Below are 18,282 nucleotides of genomic sequence, written 5' to 3'. Positions count from 1 at the left end.
TCCATCGGAAAGACCTCGACGTGCCCGACGCTACCCCGCCGCCCGGCTTCGGCCGCCCTGACCTGACCGCCTTCGCTCGACTCGACGGCCTCGGTCTGAGCGTGATCGGGCAACGACTTGAACCGGATCGTGCGGTCCTCGCGTGCCGCGTGGTGGAACCAGATCAGTGGTGCCGACGGTGCGGCAGCGAAGGCGCCGCTCGTGACACCGTGATCCGGCGGTTGGCCCACGAGCCGCTGGGCTGGCGACCGACCGTGCTGGAAGTTGTAGTGCGCCGCTACCGCTGTGCAGACTGCGGACACGTGTGGCGCCAAGACACCAGCGCCGCGGCGGAGCCACGCGCGAAGCTCTCGCGCACCGGGCTGCGGTGGGCGCTGGAAGGGATCGTGGTCGCACACCTCACCGTCGCCCGTGTCGCCGAGGGACTCGGGGTCGCGTGGGACACCGCCAACAACGCGGTCCTGGCCGAAGGCAAGCGGCTGCTGATCAACGACCCCACGCGGTTCGAGGGCGTGAAGGTGATTGGCGTCGATGAGCACGTCTGGCGCCACACCAGGCGTGGCGACAAGTACGTCACCGTGATCATCGACCTCACCCCGGTCCGCGATGGCGCCGGCCCAGCAAGGCTGCTGGACATGGTCGAGGGCCGGTCGAAGGCGGCGTTCAAGACCTGGCTCGCCGACCGCGACGACGCCTTCCGTGACGCGGTCGAGGTGGTCGCGATGGACGGCTTCACCGGGTTCAAGACCGCCGCTGCGGAGGAGATCCCGGACGCGGTCACGGTGATGGATCCCTTCCACGTCGTGCGCCTGGCCGGTGACGCCCTCGACAGGTGCCGGCGCCGGGTCCAACTCGCGATCCACGGGCACCGTGGGTTCAGGGACGATCCGCTCTACAAGTCGCGGCGCACGCTGCACACCGGCTCGGACCTGCTCACCGACAAGCAGAGCGACAGGCTACGCGCGCTGTTCGTTGATGACGCTCACGTCGAGGTCGAGGCGACCTGGGGTGTCTACCAGCGGATGATCGCCGCCTATCGCCACGAGGACCGGCAACGTGGCCGCGAGCTCATGGAGAAGCTGATCACCGACCTCAGCGCCGGCGTCCCCAAGGTGCTCACCGAGCTCACCACCCTGGGCCGGACCCTGAAGAAGCGAGCCGCCGACGTGCTCGCCTACTTCGAACGACCCGGCACCAGCAACGGGCCGACCGAGGCACTCAACGGACGGCTCGAACACCTGCGCGGCTCCGCACTCGGGTTCCGCAACCTGACCAACTACATCGCCCGAAGCCTGCTCGAGACCGGCGGCTTCGGACCCCAACTCCTACACCCCCGATTGGGATGAGCCCGCAAACACCAGGTCACCAGGGCTGAGTTGGTCGAGGCGTATCGGGCCAACGCGCTGCTGGACGCCCACCTCGACGATCCCGAGTTCAGCTACCGGTTCCTGATCGGCGAAGCCGCCGAGGCCGGCGAGGTGATGTCTGAGCGGACCGTGTGGAGGATGTGCCGGGACAACCAGTGGTGGTCCGTGTTCGGAAAGAAGCGCGGCAAGAACGGGAAGCGCTCCGGCCCGCCGGTCCACGACGACCTCGTGAAGCGGGACTTCTCCACCGATGACGTCAACGAACTGTGGCTGACCGACATAACCGAGCACCGGACCGATGAGGGCAAACTGTACTTCTTCGCAATGAAGGATGTGTTCGCCGGCCGCGTCGTCGGCAACTCGATCAGCGACAGGATGAAGGCCCGGCTCGCGGTGAACGCCCTAGACAACGCAGTATCCCGGCGTCGCGACGCGGCCGTTTGCATCGTGCTATCGGTCCGAGGATCGCTGTTCAGGTCACGGAAATTCGTGCACGCTCTGAACCGTCATCACCTCATCGGACCGATGGGCCAGGTCGGTGCCGCCGGCGACAACGCCACGATGGAGTCGCTCTTCGCACTGCTCCAGAAGAATGTCTCGGACGGCAAGCGATGGCGGACCAGAGAGGAGCTTCGGATCGCGATCTTCGAGTACATCGAAGTGTTCTACAACCGTCGCCGCCGGCACTCCTCGCTCGAGTACGCGACACCCAACGACTACGACCTCGCCCGCACCCCGCGGGCACTCACCACCACCGGAAGCTAGCGACCAAGAGTGGAAACCAGGCTGTAGGTCAGGTCAACCTGTCACCTGTTCGTACGGCAGTCCCGGGGGCTACGGTGGGCACGTCGAGGTCTCCCCGAAGGCGAGCCGTCAGAGCTTCCCTCATCGGGAGACCTCGAGCTCCACACCGTCACGATCGCCCTGTCACCGGCCGCGACACCGTCTTCTGGAAGAGCCGACCTGTCACTCCGGGCTCAACACTCCTCTCGGATCAAGCGTCCGCACTGCCGAGAGAATCAGCCCGATCACGCTCGCGCTTCGCTCGTGCTTCCGCGACATCCCGGGGATACGTGAAGTGCAGTAGTCCGAGCACGAGGGCGTTCACGACCATGAGGATCACCAGCACCCACAGGAAGACCGCCTGGATGCTATGCGTCGCCGCGAACTGACCGGCGCCGATCGAGAAGATTGCCCAGCCGATGGTCTCGAAGACCGTGATGAAGATGGCCATCGCCTGCCCGCGCAGCTGGGGCGGGATCACGGCGGCGACGATCGGGCGATTGACCGGAGGGTTCAGCCCCTGGGCAGCACCCATGAGGCCCCAGAGGACGACATACAGCCCGATACCACCGAGGTCGAACTGCGAGGCGACCAGCGCGGCACCGGCGAACGCGAACTGGGCAGCCTGGATGTACCAGACGCGGCCGTGATCGGGGGCAATGCGGTCCAGCACCCCGACCAGAGCGCCACCCCCGAGGGTGCCGATGATGTACCCGATGCCGAACGGCGCCAACACGATGGCGGCTGTGGCGTTCGTGAAGCCTCGCTCATCCACCAGGAACGTCACTCCGAATACGGAGATCAACAGATGCCCGGAGAGGAGGCGCGAGAGCATCATGATCGAGTAGGTGCGCACCCGGAAAAGTCCCAGGATCGACGAGAGCGACGTCTTTTCCTGCGGTCGCTGCTTGGCGGCGATATCGGAGAACTCCGGCTCCGAAGCACCGATCCCCGGATCTTTGATCAATGCCCACTGGGCGAGTCCGGCCAGGATCGCGATCAGTCCCACGGCCATCAGGCCCAAGCGCCACCCGTCCTCGGAGCGGGTGAACAATCCGAGCAGCGGGCCGACGAGCGAGGTGATGCCGTTGACCGCACCGTAGAAATAGGACACGGCGCGGGCCCTGTCCTTGTCGGAGAACGAATCCAGGATCAAAGCGTTGCCCACTGGAGAACCGCCAACCAGCGAGGCCGCCATGAGCACGTTCAGCACCAGCAGCGAGATATAGCCGTCGCTGAAGCCGGAGGCCACACCGAAGGCCCCGCCCAGCAACGAGGTGATCACGAGAACTGTCTTGCGGGAAGTGACCGCGGCGAGCCAAGTCCACAAGGGGCCGGCCGGAGCGGAAGCGACCTTGCCGAGCGCAGCCATGGTTCCCAGATGACTGCTGTTCAGGCCCAGCGATGCGGCTATGGTCGGGAAGAGCGTGCCGACCACACTGCCTTCGGTGCTGTCCACGGCTGTGGAGCCGGTGAGGGTCATCAAGTTCCGCCAGCGATGCGGCACTTTGCGACCGGCTGCAGAATCTGGCTTCTGCAGCGGCGGAGCAGTAGATGCGGGGGCAGGGTTCGTCAAGACGTGCTCCTGTCGTCGTCGTCAGGCGTGAGGTGGCGGACATCGTTGGCGGTCGTGGCAAGCGCTGGGTGGAGTTCCGGAAACATCCATGACACTTGAGTCATGCCGAGCTGGCAGAACGATGACACAAAGCGAATGGGTGGTCAACCCCTCGTGGCTCCGCATAGTCGGCGAAGGGCCACCGCATGCCCAGAGGGCCACTTGCTTTAGCATTCCACATGTGTCACGGTATTTCCGGGCACTCACTGAGGAGGTACGCGATGAAGCTCGAGCATCTGCTGCTCGGCGTCCTGGCCATGCACCCACGCACCGGGTACGACCTGAAGAAGTACATGGATACCCATGGCCGCTTCCTGCGCTCGAATACGCAGATGAGTCAGGTCTATCGCTCCCTGGCGAGCATGGAGCGCCAGGGCTGGGCCGTTCATGCGCTGGAACCGCGCGCCGGTGCGACCGACGCCAAGCGCTACACCCTGACAGAAGCAGGAGCCACCGTCTTCCTGGACTGGTTGACCGGGCCGTACAGCCCCCCGTCCAGGCACGTCGACCCGGAGCTCCATGCACGGCTCGCCTTCGCAGGATTCATGTCCCGCGACGAGGTCATCCGTCTGCTCGATACCGAGCTCGACGCCCGCACCCGGGAGGTCGCCAGGTACCGGGACCGGGATCGCAGTCATGACCTCACGCCTGCTCTCCCTTATGACGCCGACTTCGCGGGAAGAGTCGAGGAGTGGTCGCACCGGGCCGGTGCGGCTGCGATGGACGCACACATCACTGCGGTGGCGAACCTGCGAGAGAGGTTGCTCGATGCGCCGGAGCCGCGTCCTCGCCAGCCTGCCGTCGGCGTCGCGCAGGGCCCCGAGCCTCTTTGACGCCGAACCGCAAGGCGCGGTAGCTCGCCATAGCCCGCCGCAGCCTCTCCATTCCACGATCCCGAGGAGCCCCTCTGATGAAGGCCATCATCCTGATGTTCGACAGCCTCAACCGGCACATGCTCGAGCAGTACCGCGACACCATCGTGGAAGCACCGAACTTCGCACGGCTCGCACAGAAGGCCGCGACCTTCGACAACTTCTACGCCGGCTCGATGCCCTGCATGCCGGCCCGCCGCGAGATGCACACGGGACGCTACAACTTCCTGCACCGCTCCTGGGGCCCCCTCGAGCCCTTCGACGACTCCATGCCGCAGATCCTCAAGGACCACGGCGTCCACACACACCTGGCTTCGGACCATCCCCACTACTGGGAGGACGGCGGGGCCACCTTCCACACTCGCTACTCGACCTGGGAATTCTTCCGCGGGCAGGAGGGCGACCCGTGGAAGGGAGTGGTCTCCGAGGTCGACCCAGAGGCCTCCCTCGGCCACCGGATGGTCAGCCAGGATCGGGTGAACCGCACCTACATGGCCACCGAGGCTGATCACTCTCAGACACGGACTGTCGACGCAGGGCTGCACTTCCTCGAGACGAACGCCACCGCAGACCAGTGGATGCTGCAGATCGAACTGTTCGATCCGCATGAGCCCTTCTTCTCGCATCAGGGCTACAAGGACCTCTATCCGCATGAGTACGACGGGCCGGAGTTCGATTGGCCCGGGTATCAGAAAGTCACCGAGTCGGAATCACAGGTCGAGCACGCCCGGCGCGAATATGCCGCGCTGGTGTCGATGTGCGACAGGTCCTTGGGTCGCGTTCTCGATGCGATGGACGAGCACGGCCTGTGGGACGACACCATGCTGATCGTCAACACCGATCACGGCTTTCTCCTCGGGGAGCACGGCTGGTGGGCCAAGTCCGTCCAGCCGTGGTTCAACGAGCTCGTGCACCTGCCGATGTTCCTCTGGGATCCGCGCAGCGGCGCCGCCGATGCACGCCGCGGCGATCTCGCGCAGACGATCGATATCGCCCCTACCCTGCTGAAGTACTTCGGGATGGAACCGACAGCCGACATGCAGGGCCGCGACCTGGGGCAGCCACCCGCGCCTGACACTTCCGACGGGGAGCGCTCGGCACTGTTCGGCATCCACGGGGGGCACGTCAACGTCACCGACGGTCGGTACGTGTACATGCGCTCCGCATCCACCCCGCAGAACTCCCCACTCATGGAGTTCACCCTGATGCCGACGCACATGCGGTCGCGCTTCAGCCCCGAAGAACTGCAGGACTGGATCCCTGCCGAGCCCTTCGGGTTCACCAAGGGCCTGCGCACCATGAAGATCGAAGCTCTGGCCGGATGGATGAACCCCTGGCAGCACGGGACGCTCCTGTTCGATCTCGACCACGATCCGAACCAGCTCTCACCGCTGATCGATGACGCGGTCGAACTCTCCATGGCGCAGCGCCTCGTCGAGGCGATGCGGGCGACGGAAGCCCCCACCAGCCAGTACGAGCGCCTCGGGCTGCCGCTCGAAGGCGACGTGACCTCGGTGCATCTGCTCGCACGCGAGCACGCGCAACGGGGACAGGAGATGGCCGTCCCGATGCCCGCGGCCGAGGAGCTTCCCGCTTCCGAGCTGCTCACCGCTCCTCTGGTGGAGCTCGCCGGCACTACGAGGGGTCGGGCGATACTCGAGAGCGAGGTGCCAGCAGTTGTCCAGACCGAGCCGGTCTCCCTGCCGTCCGGGATGAGCCTGTACGACCTGGCCGTCAGCGGTGCGATCAGCACCGCCCAGCTGCGCCGCGTCGGCGAGGCGTTGGACGCAGTCTGACCGGTCGGCGAGAACCCGGTGTCAGGCGAGGGAAGGAGACGAACGAAAGGATGAACGTGTCGACAACGCCTGGGCTTTCAGGAAGGGCGGGGTGCGGCTGCGGAACCCCCACCCGTGAGCAGCTCATGGAGGTCGGGCCGACGCCGACCACGGTTGGGGACCATCCGTCACAGGTCGAGAACCGCCATAAGGTCGAGCAGGCACGGATTCCTGCCGGCACGTTCACCATGGGCGATTCCTCGGGGGACCGCAATCGCGCCGACGGGGAGATACCTCGTCACGAGGTTGCGGTCAGCGCCTTCGACATCGACGTGACCACGGTGTCCAATGCTGCTTTCGCGCTGTTCGTCGATGACACCGGATACCGTACCGAGGCGGAGCAGTTCGGTTTCTCCGCCGTATTCCACCTCGCCATCGCCGCCGAGGACGCTGAGGTGATGGGGCCGACCCCCGGCGCGCCGTGGTGGCGCGGTGTGCAGGGCGCCGACTGGCGCCACCCCGGCGGCTCTCGGTCCGACCTGGACGGCCTCGACGATCATCCTGCGGTGCACATCAGTTGGAACGACGCCACCGCCTACTGCAGGTGGAGTGGGCGCCGACTGCCCACCGAAGCCGAATGGGAGTATGCCGCTCGCGGCGGGATCGACGGCGCGAAGTACCCGTGGGGTGATCAGGAAGTCGATGACGGAGGCTGGCGGGCGAACATCTGGCAGGGCGATTTCCCCCGCCACAACTCGCTCGAGGATGGCTTCCTCGCGACTGCGCCCGTACGGAGCTTCGCTCCCAACGACTACGGTCTCTGGCAGAGCGTGGGGAACGTGTGGGAATGGTGTCAGGACTGGTTCCATCCCGCCACCTACCGCCGTCTCGCTCCGAAGGAGTTCCACACGACCGTGACGGACCCTGCCGGCCCCCAGGAGGGCCAGACACGCATCCTCCGCGGCGGGAGCTACCTCTGCCACGTCTCTTACTGCAACAGGTACAGGAACTCTGCCCGATCACAGAACACGCCGAATTCCTCGATGGGCAACGCAGGCTTCCGCACCGTCTCGCGCGAACAGATTCGAGCATGAGCGCCTCTCGCCGGTTCCCCAACGGCGTTTATCGCGAAGGAAACGAGCCCGATCCTCGCTTCAGCCTGGCCAATGAGCGCACCTTTCTAGCGTGGCTCCGTACCGCACTGGCAATGTATGCAGGGGCGTTCGCACTGGAGGCTCTCGCCCTACCCGAAGCCGTCGGCTGGCGCATCTCGGCAGCGACAATCTTCCTCCTGCTCGGCACTCTTGCGGCGGTCCAGGCCTGGTTCGGATGGCGCTCCACCGAGAAATCCCTAAGGCGCGGGACACCGCTGCCGGGCCTGGCTGTCGGCGCAGTGCTCGTCGTCGGCGTGGTGATCGCGGCCAGCTTGGTCACCATCGGGCTATACGCGTGAGCACGGAGCGCAACGACCACGAGTCCGTCTTCGACCCCGGCCTGCAGCCTGAACGCACCCTGTTGGCCTGGCGCAGAACCTGCTTGGCGTTCGCGGTTGCCAGCCTCATCGGCATGCGCTTTGCCCTCCCTACCCTCGGGCTGCTCTCGGTGCTGGCGGGCACTCTCGGTGTCGGCCTCGCAGCACTCACGTACTCGCTTGCCTCGGCCGGCTACGAGCGTGCACATCGCTCCCTAAATGACGATGACACTCTGCCACGCAGCGGCCTGCCGATTCTCACCGCCACGGCCGCAGTGCTCGCGATCGGCGTGCTCTGCGCGGCGTACCTCGCAGTCGGGACCTCCAGCACTCATATGTAAAGCCGGGTGAGCGCCACTCTCCCCAAGAGCAGCTACGAACCGGAAAGCAGAGCCGGCCCAGCTCAAGCAAACTCTCGTAGACGAGCTGAACTGGCCCAAGTTCTCTGCCGCTACTTTGCGGGTTCGGGCTCTGGGGTGAGGGCCTCGTAGTGGAGCGTCTCGAACGCTATCGGGGTGAGCATCCCGAGGGAAGCGTGGAGACGCGCCCACCCCAGCACGCGCCGTGAGTGGCCGTCACGCACCGCGGCCAGGTATAGCCATCCCTCGCCGGTGCGCAGGTAGGTGATATCGCTGGCCCAGACCGCATCGAGTCGTCCTTTGTCCCACTGCCGCTGCGCGTGATCCGCGAAGCCGCGGGCTGCGGGGTCCTGGATCGTGGTCACCGGGGTGAACATGCGCGGGCCGATGCCCTCCAAGCCCTGCCGACGCATCGAGGCAGCGACCGTCTTGCGATCGACCACCACGCCCTTAGCGCCGAGCTCGCGGGCGATCCGCGGTGCCCCGTAGACGTCATCGGAGGCACGGAAGGCATCGCGCACCGCCTGATCGATCTCGTCCCGGCGCCGGGCCCGCGGGCCAGAACCGATCTCCCGGTGCTTGCGCCAGGCGTAGTAGCCCTAACGCGTCACGCCCTCGCGGAGCACATCTCCACTGTCATCGCCCCAGAATTCTATAAGATGGCGTTCTGAATAACCCTCCAGATCCGAGAACCGGCGATCCGACTCCGTCCATCCCACACGTGGCACGCCCCAAAACTAAACAAGTGTGGTTTCATTTGAACGATATTATCGTTAGGCGTGCCGCCCTTCGGCCACTCATAAGACGTGTATCCGGTGAGTGGTTGGTCGAACCGGCCAATCACGTCCTGCTGTACAGCAGGTACGGTCGACGCCGGCGTTCGAAAGCCCGCTCGTCAGCCCTCCAGGAGTTGATGATCTGCTCAGCGCTCGTCCCACTCTCGAACAGTCTCTGGAACAGACCTGAACCGGTGAGCAGGCCGATCCAGCGTCCAGGAGTGTCGCCGTCGAGTGCCCGCCATCCAAAGTCGTCGTACAGGTCGCGTGCCGCAGTCATCATGTGTGTCGCGACGTCGATCGAGGAAACCTCGTGGGGGTCGGTGATGTGCACCTGAACCCCTGCGCACACCTCCCCCTCGTGTTTGGAGAAGGTCGGGTTGAAGTACGCCTCACGGAACTCCACGCCCGGCAGGCCTCGATCGTTCAGCTCGGCAGCCCAGCGGTAGTCGGCATACGGTGCCCCGATCAGCTCGAACGGTCGGGTGGTGCCACGGCCCTCGGACATGTTGGTGGCCTCGAACATCCCGGTTCCGTAATAGAGCAAGGCGGTGTCCGCCGTCGGCATGTTGGGACTCGGCATCACGAACGGCAATCCGGTCTCGGAGAACAGCATGCGCGGCTCCCAGCCCGCCATTTCGACGACCTGCACTTCGTCGAGGGTCGCTCCCCCGGCTTCCTCGAGGAGCTCGCCGTTGAAGTAGCGGGCGAGCTCGCCGGCCGTCATCCCGTGTGCCTGCAGAATCTTGTCCTTGCCGACGCCGGACGTGTAACCATCTCTCATCATCGTCCCGTGGGGCGTGCCGCCGACCGGGTTCGGCCGATCCAGCACGATGAAGTCCTTGCCGGTCCGGACCGCGGCGATCATCGCCTCGTACATCGTCCAGATGTAGGTGTAGAAGCGCACCCCGACGTCCTGGATGTCGAAAACGATGGTGTCGACCCCGGACTCGGTGTAGAAGGTCTCAAACTTGGCGGCGTCCGCACCGTAGGCGTCGTACACAGTGATGCCGGTGCGCTCATCCACATAGGTTCCTTCGGAATCGCCGGCCTGCGCGGTGCCGCGGAAGCCGTGCTCCGGACCGAAGACCGCACCGATGTCCACCTTGCCGGAGGCGTGCATCGCGTCCACGATGCTGATCAGGCCGTCCCGGATGATGCCCGTCGGGTTGGTGATGATGCCGATCCGGCGGCCGTCGAACACCCGCCAGCCGTCGGCATGGGCGACGTCGACGCCTGGCAGCACCGTCCCGCTGCCGGTGGGCGGAGTGGCATGGGCATTGCTGGCGCCAGGCAGCACGGTGGCGGCTACCGCGACCGCGCCGATGCCAGCACCGGCCACGAGGCCACGGCGGGAAACTGGAGAATTCATGGTCAGTTGCTCCTCATCATTGTGTGAAAACCGCTGCGACCGGCTTCATCGCCACACCGCGACGTAAATTCTCTGCTCGTTGACGGACGATGCCGTAAGTCATTTGCGTTGTCAAGGTCCCGCGTTGACTCATCCAGATTGCGCGCGTAGGCGGGTTCGTTGCCTATTCTAGGAATCCGCACGTAGAGCGCTCCCAGAGCACCGGAAAGATCTATTTCAGTACGTGAGGACGAGGCTTGTGGGCTCTGTTGGGTGTCGTGAGTGTCTTCGGGGGCGGCGGCGATGGGGGTGGTGGCGTCGCGGCGGAGGAGGCTGATTGAACCGGGCCAGGTTATCCCGCTGTTCATCCCGTTCGCGAGGATCGGGCTCGCCCCCGATGATTGACCTACATCGCCTACGAGACGATCATGAGCCTGGCCGAGATGCTCGCGGCTCCACCCCAGTAGACGCAAGGTCTCGCACCGTTCCTCTCCTCCCGGCCGACCGTCGCCCGGACACCAACCGTCGTGTCGGTCGGGGACCTGTTCTCCCTTCTCCACCCCGGTAATCACCACCTCACGACCCGCACCCTCCAGGAGTTCGAAACATGTCAACGATCGTGATTGTCGGGGCCGGACCCCAACTGGGCTACGCCATCGGGAAGAAGTTCGCGGAGAACGCCGGCTTCAACGTGGCGCTGGTAGCGCGGCGCGAATCGCAGCTCGCGGCCATGACCGAGAGGTTCCAGCGCGCAGGCGTAGCGGCCGCCGGCTTCGCGGCCGACGTCACCGACCGTCCCGCTCTGGAGAAAGCGCTGGCGGATGTCGAGGAGCGCTTCGGGCCCATCGACGTCCTGGAGTACTCGCCGGCCCCGACCCTGACGGACCTGGAGGAGCACCCGCTCGTCTCCGCCGTCGACCTCACCGTCGAGGCTGCCCTCCCCGCCCTCGAGACCAACTTCTTCGGCGCGATCACCGCGATCGGTCAGGTGCTGCCCGGCATGCTCGAGCGGGGCACCGGCACGATCTTCGGGACGACCGGGGCCGGATCGGGTCCGATGGTCGTCCCGCAGGTCGCCAACGCGAACGTCGCGAACGCCGCCCTGCGGAACTGGCTTCTGGCCTTGAACGACTCCGTCGCGGATCGGGGAGTTCACGTCGCCCACGTCGCCCTCGGCGCACGGATCGGGAGCGGCAGGCCGGCGTCCGAGCCCGACGTGATCGCCGATCTCTACTGGAACGCGTATATCGCGCGCGATGCCGCGGAGATCTTCCACTTCGACCTGCCCGATCCGTCCGATGTCGAGCTCGCCGACAAGTTCAGGACCAGCTGACCCAGGGGTCGCCACCTCGACGAGGCCGTCCATGAGCGCCAGGGACTGCTGTTGTGCCGGAGGGCTGCCGGCGGCACGAGACACATTGCGCAGGGGCGCATCGAGGCGTCGACCATCGCGGATGAGACCCTCTACAGCCCCGTCCATCGATACCCCTAGGCTCGGCGGGTGCGCGATTCCCGCACCTGCCCGGGCAGGTCAGCGTCGTCCGTCCCTCGCGTCGGCCCGCACTCCCCTACCTCCGCCTCCCACCCTCCAGGAAGGGCACGATTCCCGTGTCAGAGAAGCTCCCCGAAACCGTCGCGGGGCGACCGCGCATCGCGCTCCTCCCCCTCGATGATCGACCCGTGAACGTGAGGCTCCCCGGCGACGTCGCCACGGTCGCCGGCGTGACGCTGGACGTCCCGCCGGCAGAGCTCCTGCCCTCCTACCGCCGCGCAGGGGCCCCTGAGGCGCTGGGCGCGTGGCTGCTCGAGCGGGTCGCCGACCCGGCGACCGGGCACGTCGTCGTCTCGTCGGACATGCTCCTGTACGGAGGCCTCATCGCGAGCCGGATCAGCCAGGACAGCACACCGGAGGTGCTCGCTCGGCTCGACGTGCTCCGCGAGGTGCGCCGGCTCCGTCCGGAGCTCCCGATCTCGGTGGTCTCCCTCGTGACCCGGGCGAGCAACTCGTATTCCGCCGCGGAGGAGCCCGAGTACTGGGCGGAGCACGGGAAGGAGCTGCACGCGCTGGGAGGCGATGCGCATCGTCTGCTCGGCGACGCCGAGGTGCTGCCGCTCGAGGACCTCACGTCCGTACAGGCGGCCATCGTGACGGACTATTCCCGCCGCCGGCTCCGGAATCACCTGGCGAACTTGTCCCTCCTCGATCTCGTCGAGTCCGGCACGATCGACGTCCTGGCGATCACCGCCGACGACACGGCACCGTTCGCCGCGGGGAGCGCGGAGCAGGTCTGGCTGCGGCACTGGATGAGGATGCTGCCCCGTGGCCGCGAAGTGCTCATGTACCCGGGGGCCGATGAGGTCGGTGCCGTGCTCGTGGCCCGCGCCCTCGCGTCGATGCACGGCGCCCGGGTGACATTCTCGGTGGCCTGCGCGGATCCCGAGGGCATGACGCGGGTCCCGCCCTTCGAGAACATGCCGCTCGCCGCCTCCGTCAGCCGGCAGATCCGTGCCGCCGGAGCCGCCGAGATCGAGGCGGGCGGCGACGTCACCCTGGTGGTCCACGCACCGGATCCCGAGCGGCACGACATGTTCCGGGGGCGCCCGGAGACCGTCGATACGGCGGCCGTGCAGGGCACCGTGGCGCTCCTCAGTGCGCGCCTCGAGGCCGGGGAGAGGGTTGCGCTGGCCGACGTGCGCTACCCGAACGGAGCCGACGAGGCCCTCGTGCGGGCGCTCGCGGAGGCGGATCTCCTGGGCCGCTTGGAGGCGTTCGGCGGATGGAACACGGCGGGCAACGCCCTGGGCAGCGTCGTGGCCATCGCCGCGGCGGGAGCCGTCGGACGCACCGGGGGCACCTTCGACCCGCGCGCCGCTCGCCGCGCACTTCTGACCCGACTGCTCGACGACTTCGCGTACCAGTCCGTCGTCCGTACCGACTCCGGCCCCTCGCTGTTCCCCGACCGCTTCCCAATGACGGACGACAAGCACGTCGCCGACGCCGAACGCGTGATCCACCGCGAGCTTGAGACGTTGCTGGACTCGGTACTCCCCGGCGACGGCGTGCGGATCGCAGAGCTCACGCTGCCGTGGCGACGCTCCTTCGAGATCGGGCTCGTCCTGGACTGAGGCGCCTGCGGCCTGGTTTCCCGATCACGTCGCTGGTCGATGGTCACGCCACGCCGCCTTGGGCGCGTCAGCCGTCACCTCACGACGGGCATCCCGACGCCTTCGGATCCGGTGGCGAGCGGGGGATCGTCACGGGCGCACGTCAGCATCACGCGTTTCTATACAGGTTTATAGAAAGTGTTAGGGTGGGTCCATGATCGCCGATGATCGCCCTGCCCCATCTGGTGAGCGTGCGCCCGACCCACGCCCCGCGCGCTCCCGTGCCGCCGTGTTCCGGGCGGTCGAGGCGCTGAGCGCCCGTCGCACCGAGGAGTCCTCTTTCACGGTGATGGCGATCCTGCGTGAGTCCGGGATCAGTCGTGGCACGTTCTACACGCACTTCCCGACTCTCGAGGATCTCGCCGAGCAGATGTTCGAGCAACGATTCGCACTGATCGGCGAGGCCGACCGAACAGATCGCCGAGCCGCCCTCGCCTCGGCCGCCCGGGATCCGCAGGCGGATCTCCGCCGCCCGGCCGAGGACTCCCAGCTCGCCCTGGCCAGGTTCGTCGAGGACCACCGCCCGTTCCTGCGCGCCACGCTCGACTGGCGGGTGTCATCCCAGGTGCGGGAGAGCGTCATCGCAGCACACGCCACGCAGGTCCGCGAGACCCTGCGCGTGATGGGCCCGTCCGTCCCACCGCACCTCGACCACGAGGCCTTCTCCCTCATGATCGCCGGCGGCACGGTCGCCCTCCTCACCGCATGGCTGCGCGACGAGGACCCGATCACGCCCGAGGCCATGGCTGAGCGGCTCCTCTCCACCATGCCCGACTGGTTCGTCGGCTCCGCCGCGCCCTCGGATCCACCCGTCCACGCCTCGCCTCACCTCGGTCCCGTAACCGCGCCGACCGATACGCACTCCCCAGGAGGAACATCATGACCAGGACCTACGTCGTCACCGGGGCCGCCTCAGGCATCGGCGCCGCAACCACCGAGCATCTCCGCACCGCAGGCAGCACGGTCATCACCGTCGACCTCCATCACGCCGACATCGAGGTGGACCTCTCCACCGCCGAGGGCCGCACGGCACTCGTGGATCAGGTGAGTGAGCGCTCCGGTGGCCGGATCGACGCGATCATCGCGGTGGCAGGCCTCGTCGCCGCCTCCCCCGTCACCGTGGGCGTCAACCACTTCGGAGCGATCGCCACCCTCGAGGGCCTGCGCCCCCTGCTGGCAGGCTCGGACGCCCCACGCGCCGCAGTGGTCGCTTCCCTCGCCGCCCTCGAGGAGACGGATCCCGGGCTGCTCGATGCGCTGGAGCGGGGCGACGAGCCGGCCGCCCTGGCCGAGGCCGAGCGGATCGGCACCGACACCAACGCTGCCGGCAGCAGCCCGATCTACACCACCACCAAGCTCGCCATCGCCCATTGGATTCGGCGCGCCGCCCCGACCCCGGAGTGGGCCGGCGCCGGGATCGCGCTGAACGCGATCGCACCGGGCGTCATCGAGACCCCGATGACCCGTCCCGCGCTCGACTCCGCCGAGGGCAGGGCTGCGCTGGATGCCGGCGCACCGAGTCCGCTGAACGGTCCGGCCGCACCAACTGCCGCGCCCGCTGCCCTGCTGGCGTGGCTGACGAGCGCAGAGAACACCCACGTCACGGGCCAGATCGTCTTCATCGACGGCGGCGCCGAGTCGATCCGCAGGCCCGAGCTGGTGTGAGGCAGGGGTGGGCCAGTTCTCGCCCTTGCACAGCGCAGTGACTGCTCCGTGGACCGAGCCAGGTCCTTGCTCGGCTCCCTCACACGTCGTCGGCGGTTGATCGAGCTGCAGGGGCCTGGATGCGTGAGCCCGGCACCGCACGGAGGAGACACAGCCCAGCCCTGCAGAGTGCTTCGGGGAGCTGCGCCGGGGCGGAGAGGAGCTGGGGCTTGATCGAGCGGGCTGACTGAGAACCAGGCCGTTGACGGGGCGCTCGAGCCGTCTCGCTGCCAGCCAGGCCCAGGCGGGCGTCACCGGTGATCACGCACGCATTCCCGTCAGCCACAGGCGAGTCATCCCTGCTCCCTGCCGCAGCCCCGATAGCCTCGCGGGATGCCCACCCCTCGCCGATCCAGTGCCCGTCGACGCAGTGGGTCTTCGCGCCGGAAAGGCTCGCAGCAGTCGCAGCGGCCGCTGCCGTTCGTCGGCCCGAACGAGCGGCTCTGGGTGCTCGACGTCCCCTACGGCACTCAGGTCGACGGTGCCGCCTGGCACCCTGCGGTCAAGATGCACCTTTATGTCGGGCGCGCGTTGCCCGAGCACCTCGCGCCCTACGCCCCCGGCCCGCACACCCTCGGGCGTTTCCTCGAGAACACGCTCAACCCCGATGATCCCGCGTCCAGCCCCGAGCCGGCCGAGGACCTCGAGCCCCGCCAGAACCAGTACGAGGCGGCCGACGCGATCGCCGAGCGCGCCGCGGCCGGTGGGCGGCAGTTCCTGCTGGCCGACGAGCCCGGCGTCGGCAAGACGATCTCCGCCGTCCTCGGCGCGAGCGCGGTGGGGGACCTGCGTGGCGCGCAGCGCGTGCTCGTCGTCGCAGACCGTCCCGCCGCGATCACGATCGGGCATTGGTGCCGCACCATCACGGCGCTGGGCGACAGCGGTCTGGAGTGGGTGGTGATCACCTGGGACCGCCTGGAGAAGGTTTTGGGCCATGAGTGGGACGTGATCATCGCGGACGAGGCCCACGCGCTGCGTCGCACCACGACGAAGCGGTGGAAGCTCTGGGCGCAGCTCGCGGGCTACAAGCAACCGCACGACAAGGCGCCGTTCCTCATCGCGACCACCGCCACGCCCGGCCACACCCCGCTCGAGCTGCCCTACCTCGCCCCGGCCTACGCACAGGCCCACGACGAACCCATGAAGGACTGGATCACGGCGACCCAGCCCGCCGCCACGTTCACCACCGCGCTCGAACGCCACGGGGTCGGCGTGGAGCGGGGCGGGCGCTATGGCGCGACCTGGACCACCGACGCGAACCGGCGCGCCACGGACCTCTCCCTGGTGCGCGGCTGGCTCGAGAACGAGCAGCCCACCGCCATGCTGCATCGCGCGGCGCCGTGGGGGCCGGTGCCGATCTCCGGCATGCCGGTGACACTCACGCCGAGAGAACGGGAAGCGTATGAGGCCGAATGGGGAGAGTTCTGCCGCGACATGGACATCGCCCGGCGCGGCCGCAACACCGCCAAGGGCCGCGCGGCGCTGCTGCGCTTTAGGCAGAAGGCCGGACTGATCCGCGTGGACTCCACCGTCGCCTGGATCGCCCAGCAGGTCGAGGCCGAGCGACAGGTGGCCTGCTCGGTCGAGTTCGTCGGGACCGCCGCCGACCCGATCGCCGAGCGGCTGCGGGATTCCGGCCTGGAGGTCGCGACGATCTACGGCCAGGGCCGCTTCGACGTCGAGGACGAGCGGCTGCGGTTCCAGACCGGGCAGGCGAAGGTCTGCGTCTTCACCACCGTCGCCTCGATCAGCCTGCACGCCGGCGAGACCCTCGAAGGCGGCAGCCAAGCGAGCACCGAGCCCCGGGTGGGCGTGTTCCACCAGGCCCGCTTCTCGGGCATCGCGGGCCGGCAGGTCACCGGCCGCACCCACCGCGACCACCAGGTCTCCCCCTGGCACATCGCCTACGCCCAGGGCACCGTCGAGGAACAGGTCAGCAAGGTGATGGTGGAGCGGATCGCCGCCGCCTCCGACACCGTGGGAGGCGACACCGCCGGCCTCACCGACCTCGCGGAGCTGCTCGGGGCGGACTGGCTGCCGGCGGCGAGCCTGACCGCGGACGGCGCCTGATCGGTGTGGAGCGCCGCTCCAGGTACTCCTCACGCGCCGCGTCATACTGCTCGGCGGGGAGCAGGAGAACTGCGTCCTCGAGGGTGAGCTCTACCAGCAGCTCCCGTAGCTCCCCGGGCATCTCACGCATGCCAAGCCCGACAGCAGCCCGCGCACGCTCGTGCCACGGCGCTCGTTGAGCAAGGCCATCGAGGTGGCGGCGTTCTCCTCATCCTTGAAGGACATCATCCACGGGATCCAGCAACCCTTCTCGCCGGAGCGCTCCCAAGACCGCGTCTGCCTTCAGGCATGCGGGACGCTCACCGGGTCACGCCACGATCGCCAGCACCGCTGAGCTCGGGGCCAGCGGCGCTCCCTCAGGATGACCGGAGCACGGCGTCCGCGATCAGGTGGTCCAGCCGGCGCACGTCGATGTTCTTACCGACGGAAATCTTGATCTGCCCCGCTCGAGTCCACAGCTCGATCTCCGCGTTGAGATCCAGGGATCCCGCATTCTCCGAGGACCACATGTTGATCGACGAGTAGGGCAGAGAGTAGATCTCGACCTTCTTGCCGCGGATGCCCTGTGCGTCACGAACAATGAGCCGCTTCGTCGTGAAGATCGCGGAGTCGCGGAACGTCTTGTACGCCGCGACAGCGCGCTCCTCTGGGACCAGCAGGGCCGTGACGTCTTGCGGAATCGGGCACTCTTCGACGAACGTCCACGACGTGATCGTGGCTACCGATGCATCCATTCGTTGCTCCTTTGGGGTTAGCGTGATCTCGGGAGACCGGCTGCAGCCTCTGCTACCAGCGCATTCGATGAATTCTAGGGGCGAGGGACGACACCCGACCGTCGGCCCTTCCCCCACGGGACGACGACGCGGCGGGGAGAAGCACTCTCCCCGCCGCGTCGTCACCGACCGATCTCTCCCGGCGTCTAGCTGTGATGTCCAGGGAGGTTGTCCCGCCGCGAGGCGGTGAGTCGAGATGAC

16 protein-coding genes are annotated in these 18,282 nt (G+C 67.4%); 12 read left to right on the top strand and 4 right to left on the bottom strand.

All coding sequences use genetic code 11. From position 1 onward, the window contains the following. Window positions 1-20 precede the first annotated feature (20 nt). Together INT51_RS19195 and INT51_RS19190 are read left to right on the top strand one after the other, a co-directional pair. Window positions 21-1,346, top strand: coding sequence for an ISL3-like element ISPfr2 family transposase (locus INT51_RS19195; RefSeq protein WP_193106984.1), 1,326 nt, complete (start codon window positions 21-23; stop codon window positions 1,344-1,346). A gap of 30 nt (window positions 1,347-1,376) precedes the next feature. Continuing rightward, window positions 1,377-2,132 carry an IS3 family transposase gene (locus tag INT51_RS19190; RefSeq protein ID WP_193106983.1) on the top strand — a complete coding sequence of 252 codons (756 nt, stop codon included), beginning with the start codon at window positions 1,377-1,379 and terminating at the stop codon, window positions 2,130-2,132. 229 nt (window positions 2,133-2,361) lie between these two features. Here INT51_RS19190 and INT51_RS19185 read toward each other — a convergent pair whose 3' ends face one another. Further along, window positions 2,362-3,633, bottom strand: a complete 1,272-nt coding sequence (locus tag INT51_RS19185; protein ID WP_226985953.1) for an MFS transporter — start codon at window positions 3,631-3,633, stop codon at window positions 2,362-2,364. A gap of 353 nt (window positions 3,634-3,986) precedes the next feature. Here INT51_RS19185 and INT51_RS19180 point away from each other — a divergent pair, with 353 nt between their 5' ends. From INT51_RS19180 to INT51_RS19160, 5 genes are all read left to right on the top strand, one after another. After that, entirely contained in the window at window positions 3,987-4,598 is a 612-nt protein-coding gene (locus tag INT51_RS19180; RefSeq protein ID WP_193106982.1) for a PadR family transcriptional regulator, read from the top strand. A gap of 77 nt (window positions 4,599-4,675) precedes the next feature. Continuing rightward, a complete protein-coding gene (locus tag INT51_RS19175; protein WP_193106981.1) occupies window positions 4,676-6,433 on the top strand; it encodes a sulfatase in 1,758 nt (585 codons plus the stop codon). 125 nt (window positions 6,434-6,558) lie between these two features. After that, window positions 6,559-7,506 carry a formylglycine-generating enzyme family protein gene (locus tag INT51_RS19170; RefSeq protein WP_193106979.1) on the top strand — a complete coding sequence of 316 codons (948 nt, stop codon included), beginning with the start codon at window positions 6,559-6,561 and terminating at the stop codon, window positions 7,504-7,506. Continuing rightward, a complete protein-coding gene (locus INT51_RS19165; RefSeq protein WP_193106977.1) occupies window positions 7,503-7,865 on the top strand; it encodes a YidH family protein in 363 nt (120 codons plus the stop codon). Before INT51_RS19170 ends, INT51_RS19165 begins: the two co-directional genes overlap by 4 nt. Beyond that, window positions 7,862-8,224 (top strand): YidH family protein, encoded by a 363-nt coding sequence (locus INT51_RS19160; RefSeq protein ID WP_193107078.1) that lies wholly within the window; start codon window positions 7,862-7,864, stop codon window positions 8,222-8,224. Before INT51_RS19165 ends, INT51_RS19160 begins: the two co-directional genes overlap by 4 nt. A gap of 110 nt (window positions 8,225-8,334) precedes the next feature. Here the strand turns inward: INT51_RS19160 and INT51_RS19155 are convergent, their stop codons facing one another. After that, window positions 8,335-8,775 carry an IS3 family transposase gene (locus INT51_RS19155; protein WP_370540837.1) on the bottom strand — a complete coding sequence of 147 codons (441 nt, stop codon included), beginning with the start codon at window positions 8,773-8,775 and terminating at the stop codon, window positions 8,335-8,337. 307 nt (window positions 8,776-9,082) lie between these two features. Further along, window positions 9,083-10,390 (bottom strand): exo-beta-N-acetylmuramidase NamZ domain-containing protein, encoded by a 1,308-nt coding sequence (locus INT51_RS19150; protein WP_193106973.1) that lies wholly within the window; start codon window positions 10,388-10,390, stop codon window positions 9,083-9,085. Window positions 10,391-10,976: 586 nt separating this feature from the next. Here INT51_RS19150 and INT51_RS19145 point away from each other — a divergent pair. The 5 genes from INT51_RS19145 to INT51_RS19125 all read left to right on the top strand — a co-directional run bounded on the left by INT51_RS19145 (window position 10,977) and on the right by INT51_RS19125 (window position 17,308). After that, window positions 10,977-11,702 carry an SDR family NAD(P)-dependent oxidoreductase gene (locus tag INT51_RS19145; RefSeq protein ID WP_193106971.1) on the top strand — a complete coding sequence of 242 codons (726 nt, stop codon included), beginning with the start codon at window positions 10,977-10,979 and terminating at the stop codon, window positions 11,700-11,702. Window positions 11,703-11,977: 275 nt separating this feature from the next. Then, window positions 11,978-13,495: a DUF4127 family protein gene (locus INT51_RS19140; protein WP_304502260.1), complete on the top strand. Its 1,518-nt coding sequence runs from the start codon at window positions 11,978-11,980 to the stop codon at window positions 13,493-13,495. A 193-nt stretch (window positions 13,496-13,688) separates the two neighbouring features. Continuing rightward, the gene (locus tag INT51_RS19135) at window positions 13,689-14,417 is read left to right on the top strand and encodes a TetR/AcrR family transcriptional regulator (protein ID WP_193106967.1); all 729 of its coding nucleotides are present in this window, start codon (window positions 13,689-13,691) and stop codon (window positions 14,415-14,417) included. After that, window positions 14,414-15,199: an SDR family oxidoreductase gene (locus INT51_RS19130; RefSeq protein ID WP_193106965.1), complete on the top strand. Its 786-nt coding sequence runs from the start codon at window positions 14,414-14,416 to the stop codon at window positions 15,197-15,199. The genes INT51_RS19135 and INT51_RS19130 overlap by 4 nt, the downstream gene beginning before the upstream one ends. Window positions 15,200-15,571: 372 nt before the next feature. Further along, window positions 15,572-17,308: a helicase gene (locus INT51_RS19125; protein ID WP_193106964.1), complete on the top strand. Its 1,737-nt coding sequence runs from the start codon at window positions 15,572-15,574 to the stop codon at window positions 17,306-17,308. A 356-nt stretch (window positions 17,309-17,664) separates the two neighbouring features. Here INT51_RS19125 and INT51_RS19120 read toward each other — a convergent pair whose 3' ends face one another. Continuing rightward, entirely contained in the window at window positions 17,665-18,042 is a 378-nt protein-coding gene (locus INT51_RS19120) for a PH domain-containing protein (protein ID WP_193106963.1), read from the bottom strand. Window positions 18,043-18,282 lie beyond the last annotated feature (240 nt).

The sequence above is a fragment of the Brachybacterium sp. FME24 genome (genome assembly GCF_014897705.1).
Classification (GTDB): domain Bacteria; phylum Actinomycetota; class Actinomycetes; order Actinomycetales; family Dermabacteraceae; genus Brachybacterium.
Note: the sequence above shows the minus strand (reverse complement) of the source record. Positions and strands in the feature narration are given on the sequence as shown.